The 18,917-nt window shown below is 69.2% G+C and carries 13 protein-coding genes and 1 tRNA gene; 11 read left to right on the top strand and 3 right to left on the bottom strand.

The genetic code is table 11. From position 1 onward, the window contains the following. The first annotated feature begins 8 nt into the window (after positions 1–8). Positions 9–93, top strand: a tRNA-Ser gene (locus tag VYJ16_RS02560). Between the two features lie 522 nt (positions 94–615). On the opposite strand, the gene VYJ16_RS02555 is transcribed toward VYJ16_RS02560, so the two are convergent. Beyond that, entirely contained in the window at positions 616–903 is a 288-nt protein-coding gene (locus VYJ16_RS02555) for a YgaP family membrane protein (protein WP_336348750.1), read from the bottom strand. A gap of 203 nt (positions 904–1,106) precedes the next feature. On the opposite strand from VYJ16_RS02555, the gene VYJ16_RS02550 reads away from it, so the two are divergent. Continuing rightward, complete coding sequence (locus tag VYJ16_RS02550) at positions 1,107–2,234, top strand: M48 family metalloprotease (RefSeq protein WP_336348749.1); 1,128 nt, start codon at positions 1,107–1,109, stop codon at positions 2,232–2,234. 125 nt (positions 2,235–2,359) lie between these two features. Further along, positions 2,360–3,364: a transcription initiation factor IIB gene (locus VYJ16_RS02545; RefSeq protein ID WP_336348748.1), complete on the top strand. Its 1,005-nt coding sequence runs from the start codon at positions 2,360–2,362 to the stop codon at positions 3,362–3,364. 230 nt (positions 3,365–3,594) lie between these two features. Here the strand turns inward: VYJ16_RS02545 and VYJ16_RS02540 are convergent, their stop codons facing one another. Beyond that, positions 3,595–3,942, bottom strand: a complete 348-nt coding sequence (locus tag VYJ16_RS02540) for a DUF192 domain-containing protein (RefSeq protein WP_336348747.1) — start codon at positions 3,940–3,942, stop codon at positions 3,595–3,597. Positions 3,943–4,123: 181 nt separating this feature from the next. Between VYJ16_RS02540 and VYJ16_RS02535 the strand changes: the two genes are divergently transcribed. Continuing rightward, positions 4,124–5,752 (top strand): hydroxysqualene dehydroxylase, encoded by a 1,629-nt coding sequence (locus VYJ16_RS02535; RefSeq protein ID WP_336348746.1) that lies wholly within the window; start codon positions 4,124–4,126, stop codon positions 5,750–5,752. 39 nt (positions 5,753–5,791) lie between these two features. Here VYJ16_RS02535 and VYJ16_RS02530 read toward each other — a convergent pair whose 3' ends face one another. Beyond that, complete coding sequence (locus VYJ16_RS02530; protein WP_336348745.1) at positions 5,792–7,711, bottom strand: beta-CASP ribonuclease aCPSF1; 1,920 nt, start codon at positions 7,709–7,711, stop codon at positions 5,792–5,794. A gap of 301 nt (positions 7,712–8,012) precedes the next feature. On the opposite strand from VYJ16_RS02530, the gene VYJ16_RS02525 reads away from it, so the two are divergent. The 7 genes from VYJ16_RS02525 to gltB all read left to right on the top strand — a co-directional run bounded on the left by VYJ16_RS02525 (position 8,013) and on the right by gltB (position 18,909). After that, complete coding sequence (locus VYJ16_RS02525) at positions 8,013–8,519, top strand: DUF7984 family protein (protein ID WP_336348744.1); 507 nt, start codon at positions 8,013–8,015, stop codon at positions 8,517–8,519. A gap of 84 nt (positions 8,520–8,603) precedes the next feature. Next, complete coding sequence (locus tag VYJ16_RS02520) at positions 8,604–9,449, top strand: hypothetical protein (protein ID WP_336348743.1); 846 nt, start codon at positions 8,604–8,606, stop codon at positions 9,447–9,449. Between the two features lie 29 nt (positions 9,450–9,478). Further along, the gene (locus tag VYJ16_RS02515; RefSeq protein ID WP_336348742.1) at positions 9,479–9,958 is read left to right on the top strand and encodes a DUF488 domain-containing protein; all 480 of its coding nucleotides are present in this window, start codon (positions 9,479–9,481) and stop codon (positions 9,956–9,958) included. Between the two features lie 52 nt (positions 9,959–10,010). Then, on the top strand, positions 10,011–10,637 hold the full coding sequence (locus VYJ16_RS02510; RefSeq protein WP_336348741.1) for an 8-oxo-dGTP diphosphatase: 627 nt from the start codon (positions 10,011–10,013) through the stop codon (positions 10,635–10,637). Positions 10,638–10,712: 75 nt separating this feature from the next. After that, positions 10,713–12,212, top strand: a complete 1,500-nt coding sequence (proS, locus tag VYJ16_RS02505; protein ID WP_336348740.1) for a proline--tRNA ligase — start codon at positions 10,713–10,715, stop codon at positions 12,210–12,212. 155 nt (positions 12,213–12,367) lie between these two features. Beyond that, on the top strand, positions 12,368–13,897 hold the full coding sequence (locus tag VYJ16_RS02500; protein ID WP_336348739.1) for an ATP-binding protein: 1,530 nt from the start codon (positions 12,368–12,370) through the stop codon (positions 13,895–13,897). Positions 13,898–14,166: 269 nt separating this feature from the next. Next, entirely contained in the window at positions 14,167–18,909 is a 4,743-nt protein-coding gene (gltB, locus tag VYJ16_RS02495) for a glutamate synthase large subunit (protein ID WP_379761782.1), read from the top strand. The last annotated feature ends 8 nt before the right edge of the window (positions 18,910–18,917 follow it).

Genomic DNA, 18,917 nt, shown 5'->3' with positions numbered 1-18,917 from the left:
AGGGTGTAGCCGAGGTAGCCTAGCCCGGCCAAGGCGGTTGCTTCGAGAGCAACTGTCCGCAAGGACTCAGGAGTTCAAATCTCCTCCTCGGCGCTTTCTGCTTCCAACTGCGAACGAGGAGCGGAGCGACGAGTGAGTCTGGAAGCAGAAACGCCAGACGAGATTTGAACCAGGGAGCGAACGAAGTGAGCGACCGTGGTTCAGAATCTCCTCCTCGGCGCTTCTTCCAGCACAACAACGCCGAGCGATAGCGAGGCGTGCGTGCTGGAAGAAGCGGAAACGAGAGATTTGAACCCTGCCAGTCGCGCGCAGCGAACGCAGTGAGTGAGCACGTCTGGCTTCGGTTCAGAATCTCCTCCTCGGCGCTTCTCGCAGGACAACGACGACGAGCGGTAGCGCGGTCGCGAAGCGACCTCGAAGCGACGAGCGGCGATAGCCGCGAGTCAGCGAGTCGTCCGTCCTGCGAGAAGCGTGAACGTTGAGTTTGAACCAGGGAGCGAACGAAGTGAGCGACCGTGGTTCAGAATCTCCGCCTCGGCGCTTCTTCGACTCAACATCGTGAGCAGCGGCGATTGGTCTCTGGGGAGTGTGGTCCTGTGGAAAAACGCTGTGGGGTTAGTTGGTGGGGCCGACGCGGTTGGTGTCGGTGGTGGGTTCGGTGTCGTCGGTCGTCTTCGGCTTGTACGTGTCGAAGCCGAGGACGCTGTTGAGCGGGCACTTCTGGGTGGCGGCGGTCACGAGGAACACCGCACCGACGAGGATGGCGGCGACGGCGATGCCGAGGCCGAGTGTGCCGCTCGCGATCGCGAAGACCTCGAGGACGTGCGCGAGGCCGACGATGACGAGGATGGGACCGAGGACGAACCGGGCGATGCGGTCGTAGCCGCCGACGTTCTTTTGCATGGTGTAAGCACCTGTACTCCTAGACGCTTCGGGTGAGCTTAAGCTTCGAGACCGTTTCTCTGCGGGTGAGAACCACTCTCAAGGCGGTGCTCGTGGGGTGGGACGGCTCGACGGCGGGTCTGCGGCGAGGACCGCGTGCGGGTCGACCGCCGGATGGACGCGTCGACACCATCTTCTTGCCCCTGCTGGGCGAACCCGGTGTCGTGACCGGGTCCTGGGTCGTGCTGGCGTTCGTCGTCGCGTGCTGGAGCGCGGCGTATCTCGTGGCGCGAGCGGTCGCGCGATGGCTCGGCGAGCGACTCGACGGGCCGGAGCTGGCGGGGACGCTTCGCGGCCTTCGACGCGCCGGGTACGTGGTCGTCACGGTCGCGGCCCTCGTCGGCTGGCGCGCGGTCGACGGTGACGGGGTCGTCGCGGACGGGCTCACGGCCGCGGACGCGCCGGCGGTTCTCGGGTCCCCGTCGGCCGTCGCTGCGGTGCACGCCGCTGTCGTCGTCGTCGCGCTCGGGAGCGCGTGGCTCGGGGGCGTGCTCGCGGTCGCGCTCGCGACGGTCTCGTACCGACGGCGCGCTCGCGAGTACGACCTCACGCATCGGTTCGTCGTTCGCTGGTTGCTCTCGCGCGGCGGCGGGTCGGTGGCCGTCGTCGGCGTCGCGGTCCTCGTCGTGTCGACGGTTCCCGCGGGCGTTCCACGGCTCGCCGCCGTGCTCGCGCTCGCGGCCGGCACGATGCTCGTGCTCCCCTACACGCTCACGGTCGCACTGCGCGCCCGTCCCGCGACGACGGTCGAACGGCGCGTGGTCGCGGACGTCCTCCCCGAAGACGTCACGCTCCGCGTCGTCGACGACCGGACGCGTATCGGGCCCGCGTTCGCCGCCGGCACCCCGCCAGGGCCCGAGTACGTGTTCGTCACCGGGACCGTCTTCGACGTCTGCACCGACGCGGCGGTCCGTGCGGTCGTCGCGCACGAGGTCGCACACCATCGTCACCGGCACGTCGCCGTCCGGTTCGCGACCGTCCTCGCCGGCGTCCTTCCAGTCCTCGCTGCGGTCGAGTTCGGACTCGACCTCCCGGCGTGGACCCTCCTCGCGGGCGCCGGGTACGTGCTCGCGACGGCGTGGGTGTTCCGCTGGACGGAGTTCACCGCCGACGCCGCTGCGGCGCGGGCGGTCGGTCCGGGCGCGCTCGTCGCGGCGTTCGACGCGCTCGTCGAGCAGCGACTGGTGCTCGCCGGCAGTACTCGGACGACCTCCTTGTTCGCGGTTCATCCTTCGATAGCAGCTCGGAAACGACGATTGATGGCGTTTTCTGGTGAGAATGCAGCCACGTAGATAACTCATCCATTATAAAACTAGCCGGTGTATTTATATGGCTGCAGGGGTTACAATTGGTTACTGAAAGACGGCCGAGTCCAGTTCCGAAACCACACGACCCGGTCCGCCCCTCCCCTCACACGATGTCAGGTTCCCGCACACGAACGACCGACGACCGCACAGCCGAACGGAACACCGTCGACCGAACGGTAGAGCACGACGAACGAGAGCAAGAGCGAACCGACGAACGAACGTGCCCCGAATGCGGCGGTCGCGTGGACGCCGACGAATCACACGGCGAGACCGTCTGCACCGACTGCGGGCTCGTCGTCGAAGAGGACGCCGTCGACCGCGGCCCCGAATGGCGCGCGTTCGACGCCGGCGAGCGCGACGAGAAGTCCCGCGTCGGCGCTCCCACCACGAAGATGATGCACGACCAGGGGCTGTCGACGAACATCGGCTGGCAGAACAAGGACGCCTACGGCCGCCAGCTCAGCTCCAGCCAGCGCCAGAAGATGCAGCGGTTGCGCACCTGGAACGAGCGCTTCCGCACCCGCGACAGCAAGGAACGTAACCTCAAGCAGGCTCTCGGCGAGATCGACCGCATGGCGTCCTCGCTCGGCCTGCCGGACGACGTCCGGGAGACCGCGAGCGTCATCTACCGCCGCGCGCTCGCCGAGGACCTCCTGCCCGGCCGCAGCATCGAGGGCGTCGCCACCGCCGCGCTCTACGCCGCCGCCCGCCAGGCAGGGACGCCCCGCAGTCTCGACGAGGTCGCCGCGGTCTCGCGCGTCGACGCGATGGAGTTCAAGCGCGCGTACCGGTACGTCGTCCGCGAGCTCAACCTCGAGGTCGAACCCGCGGACCCGCTCCAGTACGTGCCGCGGTTCGCGAGCGAACTCGGCCTCAGCGACGAAGGCGAACGCACCGCCCGCGAACTCCTCGACGCCGCGAAACGCGAGGGGCTGCACTCCGGGAAGTCACCGGTCGGGCTCGCCGCCGCGGCCGTCTACGCCGCGAGCCTGCTCGCGAACGAGAAGGTCACGCAGAGCCAGGTGAGTGACGTCGCGAACGTCAGCGAGGTCACCATCCGGAACCGCTACAAGGAACTCCTCGAGAACGCCGACCAGGGCGGCGCGCTCGCGTAACCACCACACCCTCGTCACCACACCCTCGTCCGCCTCGGCCGCTACAAGCGGCCTGCTTCGAACCCGAGACTTCTTCAGTGAACTCGCAGCCAACCCCGACGTGCGCTGACCAGCGCGTGCGTCGGTCACGACGGGAGTCCCACCCGCCGACGCAGGCTCCGCCACGGGTGGGCTGCCCGCCAGCATCCAGCTAGCGACGACGTCGAACGGTACTCGACGCGCGCTCGCGGTCAGTTCTCGACGCGAACCACGTCCCCGACGTCGACGTCCGCGGCCGCACCGGCCGGGAGTTCGACGAGCGTGTCCGCTCGCGCTCGCCCCAGCCCCAGCCACGACCGGAGTCGCTTCACGTGCGTGACCTCGTCGTCCACGAGCCACACCGCGTCGATGGGGAACGGCACGAACAGCATGTGGACGTCGCGAGCGGCAGCGTCGTCGAACGCGAACACGAGCGCGTACTCGTCGGGGATCGACCGTCGGAACATCAGGCCGCGAGCGCGAGCGAGCGTCGACGCGGCGACGTCGACGTCGCTGGCGAGCACGCGCTCGGTCCCGCCGTCGTCGTGGAGAACTCGCATACAGCGTGCTGTCGACAGCGGCACGCAAGAGGGTTCCGGCGACGCGCCTCTCGTTCGCGCGCCCCGCGCGGCTCGCGTCACCCGCTCGGTCGGTCGGACTCGGTGGGGGTCGCGTCGGCGGTGCGTATTTGTCCACACCATCCCTAGCGGCGCGCATGAGACGGAGCGAACGGTGGTCGTCGTGAATCGCGTCGCCGTTCTCGGTGGCGGCGTCGCGGGACTGAGTGCCGCGCACGAGCTCGCGACGCGCGGCGTGGACGTGACCGTGTTCGAAGCGCGCGACCGGTTCGGCGGGAAGGCGCGGTCGTTCCCGGGACCGTCCGACGGCGCGCCGCTGCCCGCCGAGCACGGCTTCCGGTTCTTCCCGGGGTTCTACCGGCACCTCACGGCGACGATGGCGGACATCCCGGACGGCGACGGCGGCTCGGTCGCGGACCACCTCGTCGCCGTTCCAGAGATGCGGCAGGCACTCGTCGGTGGTGGCCGGACCGTCCCGACGAGTGCACCGACGACGCTCGCGGGGTGGCGCGACCGCGTCGCCGACCTCTTCGGTGGCCAGGACGTGCCCGCTGACGAGACCGCGTTCTTCACCGGGCGACTCCTCCAGTTGTTGACGTCGAGCGAGGACCGCTGGGAGGCGTACGACGACGTCCCCTGGTGGGAGTTCGTTCGCGCCGAGGAGATGAGCGACGGCTATCGGACGCATCTCGCGTACGGTATCACGCAGACGCTCGTCGCGATGCGCCCCGAACGAGCGAGCACGCGGACCATCGGTCGCATCTACCTCCAGCTCCTCCAGGACATCTTCGCGCCCGACCGGGACGCCGACCGCATCCTCGACGGCCCGACGAGCGACGTCTGGATCGACCCCTGGGTCGCGTTCCTCGAAGACGAGGGCGTCGAATTCCGGCCGAGTACGCCGGTTCGAGCGGTCGAGAGCGACGGCGAACGCGTCACGGGCGTCCGCGTCGCGGCCGACGGCGAGGAACGACGAGTCGCGTTCGACCAGTACGTGCTCGCGGTCCCGCTCGGTGTCGCACGTCGACTACGGACGGAGGCACTCGATGCGGCCGCGCCGTCGCTCCGCGCGCTCGACGACCTCGACACCGCGTGGATGAACGGCATCCAGTTCTACCTCGCTCGCGACGTCAGCCCGGTCGGCGGGCACGTCGCGCTCCTGGATTCGCCGTGGGCGCTCACCGCCATCAGTCAACGCGAGTTCTGGACGGACTACGACTTCGACGCGCACCCGACCGTCGACGGCGTGCTCTCGGTCGCCATCTCGAACTTCGACGCGCCCGGCCCGGACGGCCGGTCGGCGCGCGAGCACTCCCGGGAGGAACTCGCCGACGCGGTCTGGCGGATGGTCCGCGATCACGTCCCCGAACTCGGTGACGACGACCTCGTCGACTGGCAGGTCGACCCGGCGCTCTCCTGGGACGACGACGCCGGCGAACTCCGGAACGCCGACCCGCTGCTCATCAACACCGTCGGGTCGCGCCGACATCGTCCGGACGCCGAGACCGAGTGCGCGAACCTCGCGCTCGCCGCGGACTACGTCCGCACGCACTCGGACCTGGCGAGCATGGAGAACGCGAACGAAGCCGGGCGACGCGCGGCGAACGTCGTCCTCGACCGCCTCGGCGTCCGGTCCGCGCGAGCGGGCGTCTGGTCGTTCGACTGGCCAGCGTTCGTCGAACCACTCCGCGCGCAGGACGAGTTCGCGACGCAGTTCGGGCTCCCGCACCCCGGCCAGGGAAGCGACGTCGTCTGGTCGGGGTACCGGCGACTCACGAACGGCCTGCGGTGACGGTCGAGAACGAGCGCGAACGCGACGATTACGGCGTCGTCACTTGAACCGGAACGTCTCGAGGTTCTTCGGCGCGAACGTCCGCATGTTGAAGTCGTGGTAGAGCGACGACGACAGGTCCTGCACGCTGGATTCGTCGCCGTGCACGCACAGCACCTTCTCGGGGCGCGGATTCATCGTGCGCACGAAGTTCTCGAGGCCCTGGCGGTCGGCGTGCCCGGAGAACCCGTCGACGGTCTCGACGTGCATCTTCATCTTCATCGTGTTCCCGCGGCCGCCGTCGCGACTCACGGGGATCTCGTCCCAGCCGTTCTGGATGCGGCGACCGAGCGTCCCCTGTGCCTGGTAGCCGACGAACGTCAGCGTCGAGTCCTCCTCGCTCCCGAGGTGGCGGAGCCAGGACATGATGGGGCCGCCCGTGACCATCCCGCTCGTGGAGAGGATGATGCACGGGCCGCCGTCGGCGACCTCCTGGCGTTCCTCCTCGCCGCCGTCGATGTGGTTGAACTGGTCGGCGAGGAACGGGTTCTCGTCGTCGTGGAAGATGCGGTCGCGGAGTTCGTCCCGGAGGTACTCGGGGTACGTGGTGTGGATGGCGGTCGCCTCCCACATCATCCCGTCGAGGTGCACGGGCATCTCGGGGATGTCACCCTCGCGCATCGCCTCCTCGAGGACGAGCATGAGTTCCTGGCTGCGGCCGACCGCGAACGCGGGGATGAGGACCTTCCCGCCGCGGTCGTGAGCCGTGTTGATGACCTCCTTCAACTTGCGTTCGGAGTCCTCCTGGTCGGTCTGGTAGTCGTTCCGACCACCGTACGTGGATTCGAGGACGAGCGTCTCGACGCGCGGGAAGTCGTTCACGGCACCGTTGAACAGGCGCGTGTCGCTGTAGTGGATGTCGCCGGAGAACGCGACGTTGTACAATCCGTCGCCGATGTGGAAGTGACTGACTGCGCTCCCGAGGATGTGGCCGGCGTTGTGGAACGTGAGCTTCACGTCCGGTGCGATGTCGGTGACGTCGCCGTACTCGAGCGGGATGGTGTGCTTGATGGCTTCGCGGACCTGCTCGGACTCGTACGGCGGTGCGCGCCCTTCCTTTGCGGCGACGTCGAGGTAGTCGAGCGTCAGCAGCCCCATCAGGTCGCGGGTCGGCTCCGTGCAGTAGATCGGGCCGTCGTAGCCGTACTTGAACAGCAGCGGGATGAGCGCGGAGTGGTCGAGGTGCGCGTGCGTGAGAACCACGGCGTCGAGCGAGTTCGCGCCGGAGCCGAGCGCTTCGGGTACCTGGAGGTACGGGACCTCGCCTTCGGCGCCGGGTTTGTCCCCGCAGTCGATGAGGATACGGGTCTCGGGCGTCGAGAGGATGAAGCTCGCGCGACCGACCTCGCGACAGCACCCGAGGGTCGTGATGCGGACCCACTCGTCGTCCTGCATCTCCTCGCGGTGGATCTGGCGGCCGACCTTCTCGAGGATGTCGCGGCGTTCGTCGCGCTCCTGTTTCAGGAAGCTCCGGACGTTCGACACCGTCGAGGACTCGATCGGGGGCGTGCGGACGACCTCGGGCGTCCACCCGACCTCCTGCGTTATCTCGCGGAGCGTCGAGCCGTGTCGGCCGATGACCATCCCGGGCTTCTGGGCTTCGATGACGACCTCGCCGGTGTCGGCGTGGAAGTCGAGGTCGGTGACGCCCGCGTCCTCGGGGATGACCGCCATGATCTGTTCGCGTGCCTCGTCGGGGTGACTGAGGACGTCCGGGTCGGGCCGGACGGTGATGCGCTTGCGGAGTTTGGAGGCGAGTTGCCGGATGAGGTCGCCTTGCTGGGCGAACTTCTTCGGGTCGCGCGTGTACACGACCAGTTCCGGGCCCTCGTACTTCACGTCGGAGACGGTGATGTCGTCGGGTATCTCGCTCGTGATCTCTGCCTTCAGGTCGTCGAGTTGTCGGTCTACTGAACTCATGAGTGCTGCAGATGTGGGGTCCAGCGAGCGCGAACGCGTGTTCGTGCTCGCAGGGGGTCCCTGGACGCGCCGCGGGGCTGGTCGTCGCCGTCGCGGCGACGGCGATGGACGCGCGAGCGGAACGTGGACTGTCGATTACAGCAGTAGTTCATCGGTTAGTGTGCCCCGGGCCGGCTGACCGCTCGTACGGTTCGTCGCCCACTGGGGGGAGTCCAGGGAGAACCCGCTTACTCGTCGATTAATCCGCGGAGTTATAAAAGCCTTCGCAAACTTGAGGCGCCCTCGCACGGTACCGGCGGGTATGCACGTCACGCCGTCGATGGTCGCGAGCGAGTACGAGTGGGCGCGCGAGCGCGCGAACGTCGTCGTCCCGCTCATCAATGCGGTTCGGGACGACCTCGGAGAGCTGTTCGGTCTCGACGTCGACCACGTGACGGACGCGCAGTACCGGGCGGTCGTGGACGAGACGTTCGCGGACGGCGACCGCGCGGTGAACGTCGCGGCGCTCGTTGCACTCCTCCGGGATCTGGACGTCGACGGCGACTATCCGGGGTTCGTCGTCGACGAGGTCCTCGGGCGCGAGCTCGCGGGCACCATCGCGGGCGGCCAGCCGCTCCGCATGCTCGGCGAGGCGACGTTCCACTACGCGGACGTCGACACGCACGGCGACGACGACGAGGCCGCTGGCGCGGACGACCTCGACGCCGCGCTCGCCGCCGGCGTCCAGGAGCACGTCCCCGGCTGGGGGTGGACCGAGGAACCGAGTCCGTTCGCGGTCGCGGACGCCGTCGAACGCGCGAACCGGTAAGGCGGGCACTCCCGATGCTGCTCCGGTGAAACTCGCATTAGAGTCTCGACAAGACACTTACCGGCCGTGGCCGCTTGTACTGGCATGAAACGCGTCTCTCGCCGTGCCGTCGTCGCTGCCGTCCTGCCGGCGCTCGCCGCGACGGCGGGCTGTCTCGACGCGACCGACGGTGGCGGCGGCACGACCGAGCCCACCGGGACGCGGTCGACGACGACGAACGCGACGACGCAAGACGGCACCGATGAGGGGGATGCGGCTCCCGCGAGACGCGCGGACGTCGACGGTCGGTCGGTCCGGCTGGCGTCGGCGCGGACGTCGCGCGCCATCGTCACGCTCCTCGCGGGCACGCACCCGAGCGTCAGCGCGGAGGCCGACCGCCAGTACGTCGTCGTCGAACTCGAGGTGTCCGGCGACGACCCACAGCAGGCGGCGCGAGACGCCTGCGAGCTCCGCGTCGACGACGCCGCTATCGAGCCGGTCTCCGAGACCGTCCAGCCGTTCACCGACGGCGTCCACCTCGCGTTCTCGCTTCCGCTCGACGTCGACCCCGAGGCGGTGGCGCTGGCGTGGGTCGGCGCGGTCGAAACTCCGGTGTTTCCGCTCACGAACTCGCTGGTCCCCTCGCTGAGGAACCCTCCCGCGTTCGAGGTGCGGCCGTTCCAGGTGCCGGCGCGCGCGGACGGCGACGAGGTCGCGGTGTCGTTCACGGTCGCGAACGTCGGCGAGGGCGACGGCGAGTTCCTCGCGGAACTCGGCTCGCGCGCCGTCTCGGATCAGGGCGAACTCCGCGTCGAGGTCGCGGCGGGCGAGACGAGGACGGTGACGCGGTCGGTCGGCCTGGTGCCGAGCGTGAACGAGCAGGTGGTCGTCCTCGACTGGGGGTCGGGGACGATGGAACGCACCGTGGCGGTCCCGACGACGACCGAGTGACTTAGTGGGTCGCGTTCGTCGCTCGACCTGTGACCGACGATTCGGGCGTGACCGACGAATCCGACGCACCTGGCCGGGTGCTCGACACGTACGTCGCGGCGCTCCAGCACGACCTCGCCGACGTCGGCGATGCGACGCGCGTCGGCGTCGTGCGGCGGCCGACGCGGTGGTTCTCGGGGAGCGTCGACGAGAACGAACCGGCGCTCGCCCCGCCATCCGGCCTCCTCGACGAGACGAAACAGCTGCAGGAGGACTTCGAGATGCGCGGCGTCTGCGAGCGGGAGGCGCACAACGAGGCGTGGCTCGACGTGGACTTCGCCGAGCGGTATCGGACGCACCTGGAGTCGGACGCGGACGCCGCGGTGGCACTGGAGTCGCTCGCCGAGCGCGTCCGCGACGGCGAGGACGTCGCGCTCGTGTGCTTCGAGAACACCGAGAAGAAGCGCTGTCACCGCACCATCCTCCGGGACGTCCTCGAATCGCGGCTCGCGACCGCTGAGGACGACTGACAGCGCGGTCGCGTCCGAACGCTTGATTGTGCCCGCGTGCTCATCTCCGGGTATGGACGAGGGGTCGCCCGACGCTGGACCCGAGGCGGTGGGTGTGTGGACCGAGCACGCGGACGTGGACGTCGCCGACGGCGTGCCGAGCGACGCGTTCGCGGGCGAGCGCGACGACGCGACCATCTGCTATCCCCTCCGCGGGTCGCTCCCGCTCGCGGCCGACGACGAACTCCTCATGATACGGAAGCGCCGCGGGCTCGGCGCGGACCTCTACAACGGCCCCGGTGGGAAGGTGGAGGCCGGCGAGACCCCGCGCGAGGCGGCGGCGCGCGAGACGAAGGAGGAGACTGGCGTCGAGGTCGCGGACCTCGCGAAGCGCGGCGAGTTCGACTTCTACTTCGGCCGCGAGCACGTCTTCTGCTGTCACGTCTACGTCGCGCACTCGGTCACCGGGAGTCCCGAGGAGACGCCGGAGGCGTTCCCGGAGTGGCGCGCTCGCGAGGACGTCCCCTACGACGAGATGTGGGAGGACGACGAGCTATGGCTGCCGCACGTCCTCGATGGCGACACCATCCGCGGCGTGTTCTACTTCGACGCGGACGGCGACGAGATGCTCGAGCACGACGTCGCGGTCGGCGTCGACCTCGACGCGGACGGATCGGGCGTCGACCTCGACGACGACTGAGCGGGACCGGCCGCGTACCACAGCGCGCCGCGGGCTTCAATGCCCTTATGGTCGCGGTGGGCGTCGACTGGCGTAATGAGTGGCGAGCAGGAACTCGGTATCACGGAGAGCAAGAACCACAACACGGGCGAGTGGTACGCGGAGGTCGTCCAGAAGGCGAAACTCGCGGACTACGCGCCGATGGGTGGCTTCATCGTCACCCGCCCGCGCGGCTACGAGCTCTGGGAGCGCCTCCAGAATCACCTCGACGGCTGGTTCAAGGAGACCGGTGCGCGGAACGCGTACTTCCCCGTACTCATCCCGGAGTCGTTCCTCGAGCGCGAGGCGGACATCGTCGAAGGGTTCGACCCGGAGGTCGCGTGGGTCACCCACGGCGGGTACGAGGAACTCGAGGAGCGCCTCGCGGTCCGGCCGACGAGCGAGTCCATCATCACGCCGTTCATGAGCGAGTGGACGCGCAGTCACCGCGACCTCCCGATGCGGCTCAACCAGTGGTGTTCGGTGATCCGGTGGGAGGCGACGGAGACGAAGCCGTTCTTCCGGACGAAGGAGTTCCTCTGGCAGGAGGGCCACACGGCGCACGCGACCGAGGACGGCGCGCTCGACGAGGTCATGATGCGTCTCGGCCAGTACGAGCGCCTGTACGAGGACGTGCTCGCCATCCCGGTGCTCCGCGGGAAGAAGCCCGAGCACGACAAGTTCCCGGGCGCGGACATGACGACGACCGTCGAGGCGCTCATGCCCGATGGGAAGTCCGTGCAGGGTGGGACGAGTCACGCGCTCGGCCAGTCGTTCGCGGAGGCGTACGACGTGACGTACACGGACGAGGACGAGGAGGAGCGGACGGCGTGGACGACGTCGTGGGGGCTGTCCTGGCGCGCACTCGGTGCGCTCATCATGACCCACAGCGACGACCAGGGGCTCGTGCTCCCGCCCGCTGTGGCGCCCGAGCAGGTCGTCATCGTCCCCATCTGGCAGGAGGACACGAAGGACGACGTCCTCCAGTACGCGACCGAGGTCGCGGCGGAACTCGAAGAGGCGGGCGACGTGCGCGTGCACCTCGACGACCGCGACCAGCGCAACCCCGGGTTCAAGTTCAACGAGTGGGAGCTCAAGGGCGTCCCGCTCCGCATCGAGATCGGCCCGAACGAGGTCGAGGACGAGGTCGTCACCGCGGTCCGTCGGTCGGACAACCAGAACACGAAGCGCGAGCTCGACCGGACCGAGCTCGTCGACGAGGTCGACGACCAGCTCGACACCGTGTTCGACGAGCTGTACGCGAAGGCCGCGGAGAACCTCGCGGAGAACGTCCGAACCGCCACCGAGCCCGAGGAGATCATGGGGACCATCGGCCAGCACGGTGGGTTCGTGAAGACGCCGTGGTGCGGTGACGAGGCGTGCGAGGAGGTCATCAAGGAGAAGGTCGCCGCGGAGATCGCGATGCTGCCCTTGGAGGACGGCGAGGCGCCGGAGGCGGCCGTCGAGGGTGGTGAGGAAGTCGCGGTCGAGGGCGACGAGTGCACGATGTGCGGTGAGGACGCGACCGAGGTCGCGTACTTCGCGAAGACGTACTGAGCCGTCTTACGCCGGGTGTACCCGCCCAAACGGGCGGTTCGACCGTTGGTGACGGGTCGACGGGGCGCGCTCGTGGTCGCTTTTCGAGGCTCGAATCTGCCGATACGCTCTTATCGCAGCGGCCGAAAGTGTCGGACGATTACTGGTTCGTTTTCATGTTCGACGATACGACGTCCTCCGTCCTGGAGTCGTTCCCCGGTGCCGTGTTCGTCGTGACGCGCGGCGGTCGCGTCTCCCTGGGGAACGACCGGTGCTCGGTCCTGTTCGGGCGGGACTTCGACGACCTCGTCGGCGAGCATCTCCGCGACCTCGTCGAGGAGGGGTTGCTCGCGAGCCGGACGTTCGAGGCGTACCAGGACGCGGCGGCGTCGCTGTCGGCGGAGTCCGTGTCGGAGGTGACGTTCGAGGCGCGCGCTCGACGCGCCGGGGAGGGGTCGTGGTATCTCTACGAGGCGACGGTGACGCCGTTCCAGCGGGACGGTGAGACGCGGGGGTTCGTGTGGTCGTTGACGGACCTGGGGACGAGCGAGCGGTACGACGAGACCGTCGAGGCGTTGCACGACGCGACCCGCGGGTTGATGACGGCGGATTCGCCGGCGGAGGCGTACGAGCTCTGCGGGGAGGCGGCGAACGACGTGCTCGGGTTCCCGGGGACGGCGGTCCGCGAGTTCGACGCGGAGGAGGACGTGCTGCGGCACGTGACGTTCGGGGGGCGCGTCGACGATATCGATTCTCGGCCGCCGTACCCGGTGGACGATTCGCCGCACGGGCGTGCGTTCCGGAACGGGACGACGGTCGTCGACGAGATCGGGCCGGACGACCCCTACGACCGGGACGTGTTCGCGTTCGCGATGTACGTCCCGATCGGCGAGTTCGGCGTGTTGTCGCTCGGGAAGTTCGGCGACCAGTTCGACGATTCGGACCGGCGGTTCGCGGAGATTCTCGCGGAGAACACGGCGGCGGCGATCCAGCAAGCGCGTCAGCGCGAGCAGCTCCACGCGCAGCGCGAGGCGTTGGAGCGCCAGAACGAGCGGTTGGACGAGTTCGCGAGCGTGGTCGCGCACGACCTCCGGAACCCGTTGAGTCTCGGCCGTGGGTCGTTCGAGCTGTACAAGGAGACGGGCGATCCGGAGACGGCCGAGGACGTGGAGTACGCGTTCGAGCGCATGGAGTCGATCATCGAGGAGGTGTTGACGCTCGCTCGCGAGGGCGAGGACGTGGACGAAACGACGGACGTCGAGGTTGCGGCGGTCGCGCGGGAGGCGTGGGCGAGCGTGAGTGCGTCCACGTCGTCGCTCGTGGTTCGGGAGCCGGGCGTGGTGGCGGCGGACCGCGACCGGCTCCTGCAGGTGTTCGAGAACCTGTTCCGGAACGCGCAGGAGCACGCGATGCCCGAGCGCGAGGTGGATGGGGCGGTGTCGGGCGAGACGGACGGTGGACACGAAGGCGTGACCGTGGTGGTGGATGCGCTCGCGGACGCCGATGGGTTCTTCGTCGCGGACGACGGCGTCGGTATCCCGTCCGGGGAGCGCGACCAGGTGTTCGAGGCGGGGTACTCGACGAGCGACGACGGGACGGGGCTCGGGCTCGGTATCGTGTCACGGATCGCGCGAGCGCACGGCTGGGAGCCGGCGGTCGCGGCGAGCGAGCAGGGCGGCGCGCGTTTCGAGTTTCACGTGAACTGACTCGGGCGGTCGTTCTTCGGGGTGCGTCGACGGGTCGGCAAGCCTCCGCTCGCGCCGAGGAAGTTACAGGCCTGGGGAGCGCGGAATAATATTTTCTCCGACCGTTCGTCCAGGATTTCTCGAAGATGGTTTGTGAACGTATGGCGCCCCTCGAGACTGCTTCCTGTATGGGAATCGGCGCCGAATCCCTTATATCTCCTAGTGGGGGATTAAGAGACCCTTAGTGATTCAGGAGTAGCCTCTTGTAGGTGCTTGTGGGAGGACGTAGCATGACTCAGCCACACGACCAGTCCGGAGACCCCGGACTGGGCGATACGATGGACTCTCAGCGAACGAGCGGCCTCGCGGACCCCACGGATGCGCGTGCGAACTGCGGGGTCGGCGTCGTCATGGACTTCGACGCCGAACCCAGTCACGACGTCGTCAGCGACGGCCTCGACCTCCTCGTGAACCTCGAACACCGCGGCACCACCGGCGCGGAACCCGACACCGGCGACGGCGCCGGCATCCTCCTCCGCCGGCCCGACGCGTTCTTCGACGGCGTCCTCGACACTGACCTCCCCGACGTGTACGCCGTCGGGTCGCTGTACTTCCCGCAGGACGCTGCTGCACGCGAGGCACTCCAGGACCTCGTCACGGCGGAACTCGACGCTCGCGGCGTCGACGTCCTCGAATGGCGGGACGTGCCGACGGACGCGAGCGACCTCGGCGCGACCGCGCGCGACGCCGAACCGGACGTCTGGCAGGTCGCGGTCGCGCCCGCCGACGGCCAGGACCGAGACGCCTTCGACACCGACCTGTTCGTCGCCCGGAAGCGCATCGAGCATCGCGTCGACGGCGTCGCCCATCCGACTGCCGACGACGCCGATACCTCCGGCCAGTCCGCCGAGGACGCGCCCGACTTCTCCCATCCCGACGTCGACGACGCGGACGCCGAACGGTTCTACGTGTGCTCGCTCGACCGACAGACGCTCGTCTACAAGGGACTGCTGAAGGGCGAACAGGTCCGGTCGTACTACCAGGACCTCACCGACGAACGCATCCGGTCGACGTTCGTGATGGTGCACGAGCGCTTCTCGACGAACACGCTCGGCGCCTGGCACCTCGCGCACCCCTATCGGAACATCATCCACAACGGCGAGTTCAACACGCTCCGCGGGAACGTCAACTGGATGCGTGCTCGCGAGACCGAGATGGAAGCGGACGCGTTCGACGTCGCCGACGTCCGCCCGGTCATCGACGACCCCGAGCAGTCCGACACCGCGAGCATCGACAACACGCTCGAACTCCTCCTCGAGTCCGGCCGCGACCTCCCGCACGCGCTCCGGACGCTCGTCCCGGAGGCGTGGCGCGGCGACGACGCGATGAGCGCCGAGCGCCGCGAGTTCTACGACTACCACGCGAGCCTCGTCGAGCCGTGGGACGGCCCGGCGCTCGTCGCCGCGACCGACGGCGAGCGCGTCGGCGCGGTCCTCGACCGGAACGGCCTCCGGCCGTGCCGGTACGACGTGACGACCGACGGCCGGCTCGTGATGGCGAGCGAGGCGGGCGCGCTCGACGTCGACGAGAGCGAGGTCGAGGAACGCGGCCGCCTCGAACCCGGCCAGTGTTTCGTCGCCGACCCCGAACAGGGTGTACTCACGGACGACGAGGTGTTCGACGACCTCACCGACTCGAAGTACGGCGAGTGGGTCGCCGACGAACAGGTCGCGCTCGACGACGTCACCGACGAGGGCGACGAACTGGACGCCGAGCGCGACGTCGACGTCGAGGACGAGCGCGAGGTCGACGCGGACGGCGGCGGTATCGTGGACGCGGTCGACGACCTCCGCGCGCAGCAGGCGGCGTTCGGGTACACGCACGACGAGATCGACAACCTCGTCGAGCCGATGAGTCAGAAGGGCAAGGACCCCGTCGGCTCGATGGGCGACGACACGCCGCTGTCGGTGCTCTCGGACCACGACCGCCCGCTCGCGTCGTACTTCAAGCAGCTGTTCGCGCAGGTGACGAACCCGCCGCTGGACTACATCCGCGAGGAGCGCGTGACGAGCCTGGAGACCCGGATGGGGTTCCAGCGGAACCTCCTCGACGAGACGCCCGCGCACGCCCGCCAGCTCGTCGCCGACTCGCCCGTGCTCTCGCTCTCCGAGGTCGACGCCATCCGCGCGCTCGACGGGAGCGCCGACGCGAACGGCCTCGAGTCGGCCGTGGTCGACACGACGTACGACCCCGACGACGCGACGCTCGAGGAGGCAGTGGAGGCGGTCCGCGAGGACGCGTTCGCGGTCATCGAGGACGGCGCGGACGTGGTCGTGCTCTCGGACCGCGCGAGCGGGCCGGAGCGCGCGGCCGTTCCGAGCCTCCTCGCGACCGGTGGCGTCCACCATCACCTCGTCCGCACCGGCGCGCGGAACCGCGCGGGCCTGGTCGTCGACTCCGCGGACCCGCGCACCGTCCACCAGCACGCGACGCTCGTCGGGTACGGCGCGGACGCGGTCTGCCCGTACCTCGCGTACGAGACGCTCGCGGACCTGACCGCGGGGAGCGACGGCGCGAACACCGCGAGGGCGTGCGCGGCGTACCGCGAGGCGCTCGAAGGGGGCCTGCTGAAGATCATGGCGAAGATGGGTATCTCCACGGTGGAGTCCTACCAGGGCGCGCAGGTGTTCGAGGCCGTCGGCCTCGCTCCCGAGTTCGTCGACGAGTACTTCGAGGGCACGGAGAACCGAACGGGCGGTATCGGCGTCGACGATGTCGGCGCGGACGTCGCGAAGCGCCACGCGTTCGCGTTCGGCGACGACGTCGAACTCGAACGGCAGGGCGAGTTCGAGCACCGGAACGGCGGGCGCCGGCACTCGTGGAACCCCGAGACGGTCGGCGCGCTCCAGCGCTCCGTGCGGACGGGTGACTACGAGGAGTACCAGAACTTCGCGAGCGCGACGAACGACACCCCCGACGAGGAGGCTCCCGAGACGCTCCGGGGCCTGCTCGACTTCGACACGGACTCGCGCGAGTCCATCCCCGTCGAGGACGTCCAGCCGGTGCACGAGATCGTCGAGCGGTTCTCGACGGCCGCGATGAGTCTCGGGAGCCTCAGCCCGGAGGCGCACGAGAACAACGCGGTGGCGATGAACCGCATCGGCGGGAAGGCGAACACGGGCGAGGGCGGTGAACCCCCGGAGCGCTTCGACACGGAGAAGGAGTGCAACGTCAAGCAGGTCGCGTCCGGGCGCTTCGGCGTCACGTCGACGTACCTCTCGAACGCGGACGAGATCCAGATCAAGATGGCCCAGGGCTCCAAGCCCGGCGAGGGCGGCCATCTGCCGGGTGAGAAGGTGAACGAGATGATCGCGCACGTCCGGAAGTCCACGCCCGGTGTGGGCCTCATCTCGCCGCCGCCACTGCACGACATCTACAGCATCGAGGACCTCAAACAGCTCATCCACGACCTGAAGGCGGCGAGTCCCGACGCGGACATCAACGTGAAGCTCGTGTCCGAGGCGGGCATCGGGACGGTCGCGGCGGGCGTGGCGAAGGCGAACGCGGACGTCGTCCACATCTCGGGGCACTCGGGCGGGACGGGTGCGAGCCCGAAGACGAGCATCAAGCACGCGGGCCTGCCGTGGGAGCTCGGGCTCGCCGAGGCCGTGCAGACCCTCCGCAGGACTGGCCTCCGGGACCGCATCCGCGTCACCGTCGACGGCGGCATGAAGACCGGTCGCGACGTCGCGGTCGCCGCGCTCCTCGGTGGCGAGGAGTACGTGTTCGGGACCGCGAGCCTCGTCTCCTCGGGGTGCGTGATGGCGCGCCAGTGCCACAAGAACACCTGCCCCGTGGGCGTCGCGACCCAGCGCGAGGACCTCCGGAAGCGCTTCCCGGGCGAGCCCGAGCACGTCATCAACTACATGACGTTCCTCGCGCAGGACCTCCGCGAGTACATGGCCGAACTCGGCTTCTCGACGGTCGAGGACATGATCGGGCGCGTCGACTGCCTCGAGCAGCGCGACGTCGCCCACGAGCGCGCGAGCAAGCTCGACCTCTCTGGCGTCCTCGCCGAGGTCGGCGACGGCCCGCACACGAAGGTCCGCGAGCAGACCCACGAGGTCGACGCCCAACTCGACTGGGACGTCCTCGACGAGGCGCGCGAAGCGGTCGAGGACCGACAGCCGGTCGGCGTCTCCGCCGACATCTCGAACACGGACCGCGCGGTCGGTGCGACGCTCAGTCACGAGGTCACGAGCCGGTACGGCGAGGCCGGCCTGCCCGCGGGCACGCTCACCGTCGACCTGGAGGGGACCGCCGGGCAGTCCTTCGGGGCGTTCCTCGCCTCGGGCGTCGCGCTCCACCTGCGCGGCGGCGCGAACGACTACGTCGGCAAGGGTCTCAGCGGCGGGCGCGTCGTCGTCGACACGCCCGACCGCGCCGGATTCGAGCCGACGGAGAACGTCGTCGCCGGGAACGTCGCGCTCTACGGCGCGACCGACGGCGAGGCGTACGTGAACGGGCGCGCCGGCGAGCGGTTCGCGGTCCGGAACTCCGGCGCGCACGCGGTCGTCGAGGGCGTCGGCGACCACGGCTGCGAGTACATGACCGGTGGCGTCGTCGCGGTCCTCGGCGACACCGGCGCGAACTTCGCCGCCGGGATGAGCGGCGGGCTCGCGTACGTCCTCGACGAGAGCGCGTTCTTCGACGACGTCGACGCGCCCGCGGTCGCGTTCGAGGACCGCGTGAACGAGGGGATGGTGCACGTCGAGCACGACCTCGACGAGCGCGACGCGACCGTCCTCCGGCGCCTCGTCGAGAACCACCACGCGTACACCGGGAGCGAGCGCGCCGCCGCGTTGCTGGAGAACTGGGAGGCTGCGCTCGCCGCGTTCGCGAAGGTCCTCCCCGACGCGTACGAGAAGGTGCTCAGCGAGCGCGAGGGCTTCGACGTCCGCGACAGCCCGCCCGCGAGCGCCACCGCGGACAACGCCGGGAGTGCGCAGGGGTACGCGAGCAGCGACGACTGACTGCCGCG

Source organism: Halorubellus litoreus, from assembly GCF_037081675.1.
Lineage (GTDB): Archaea > Halobacteriota > Halobacteria > Halobacteriales > Natrialbaceae > Halorubellus > Halorubellus litoreus.
This window is presented reverse-complemented; position numbering and strand designations above follow the sequence as displayed.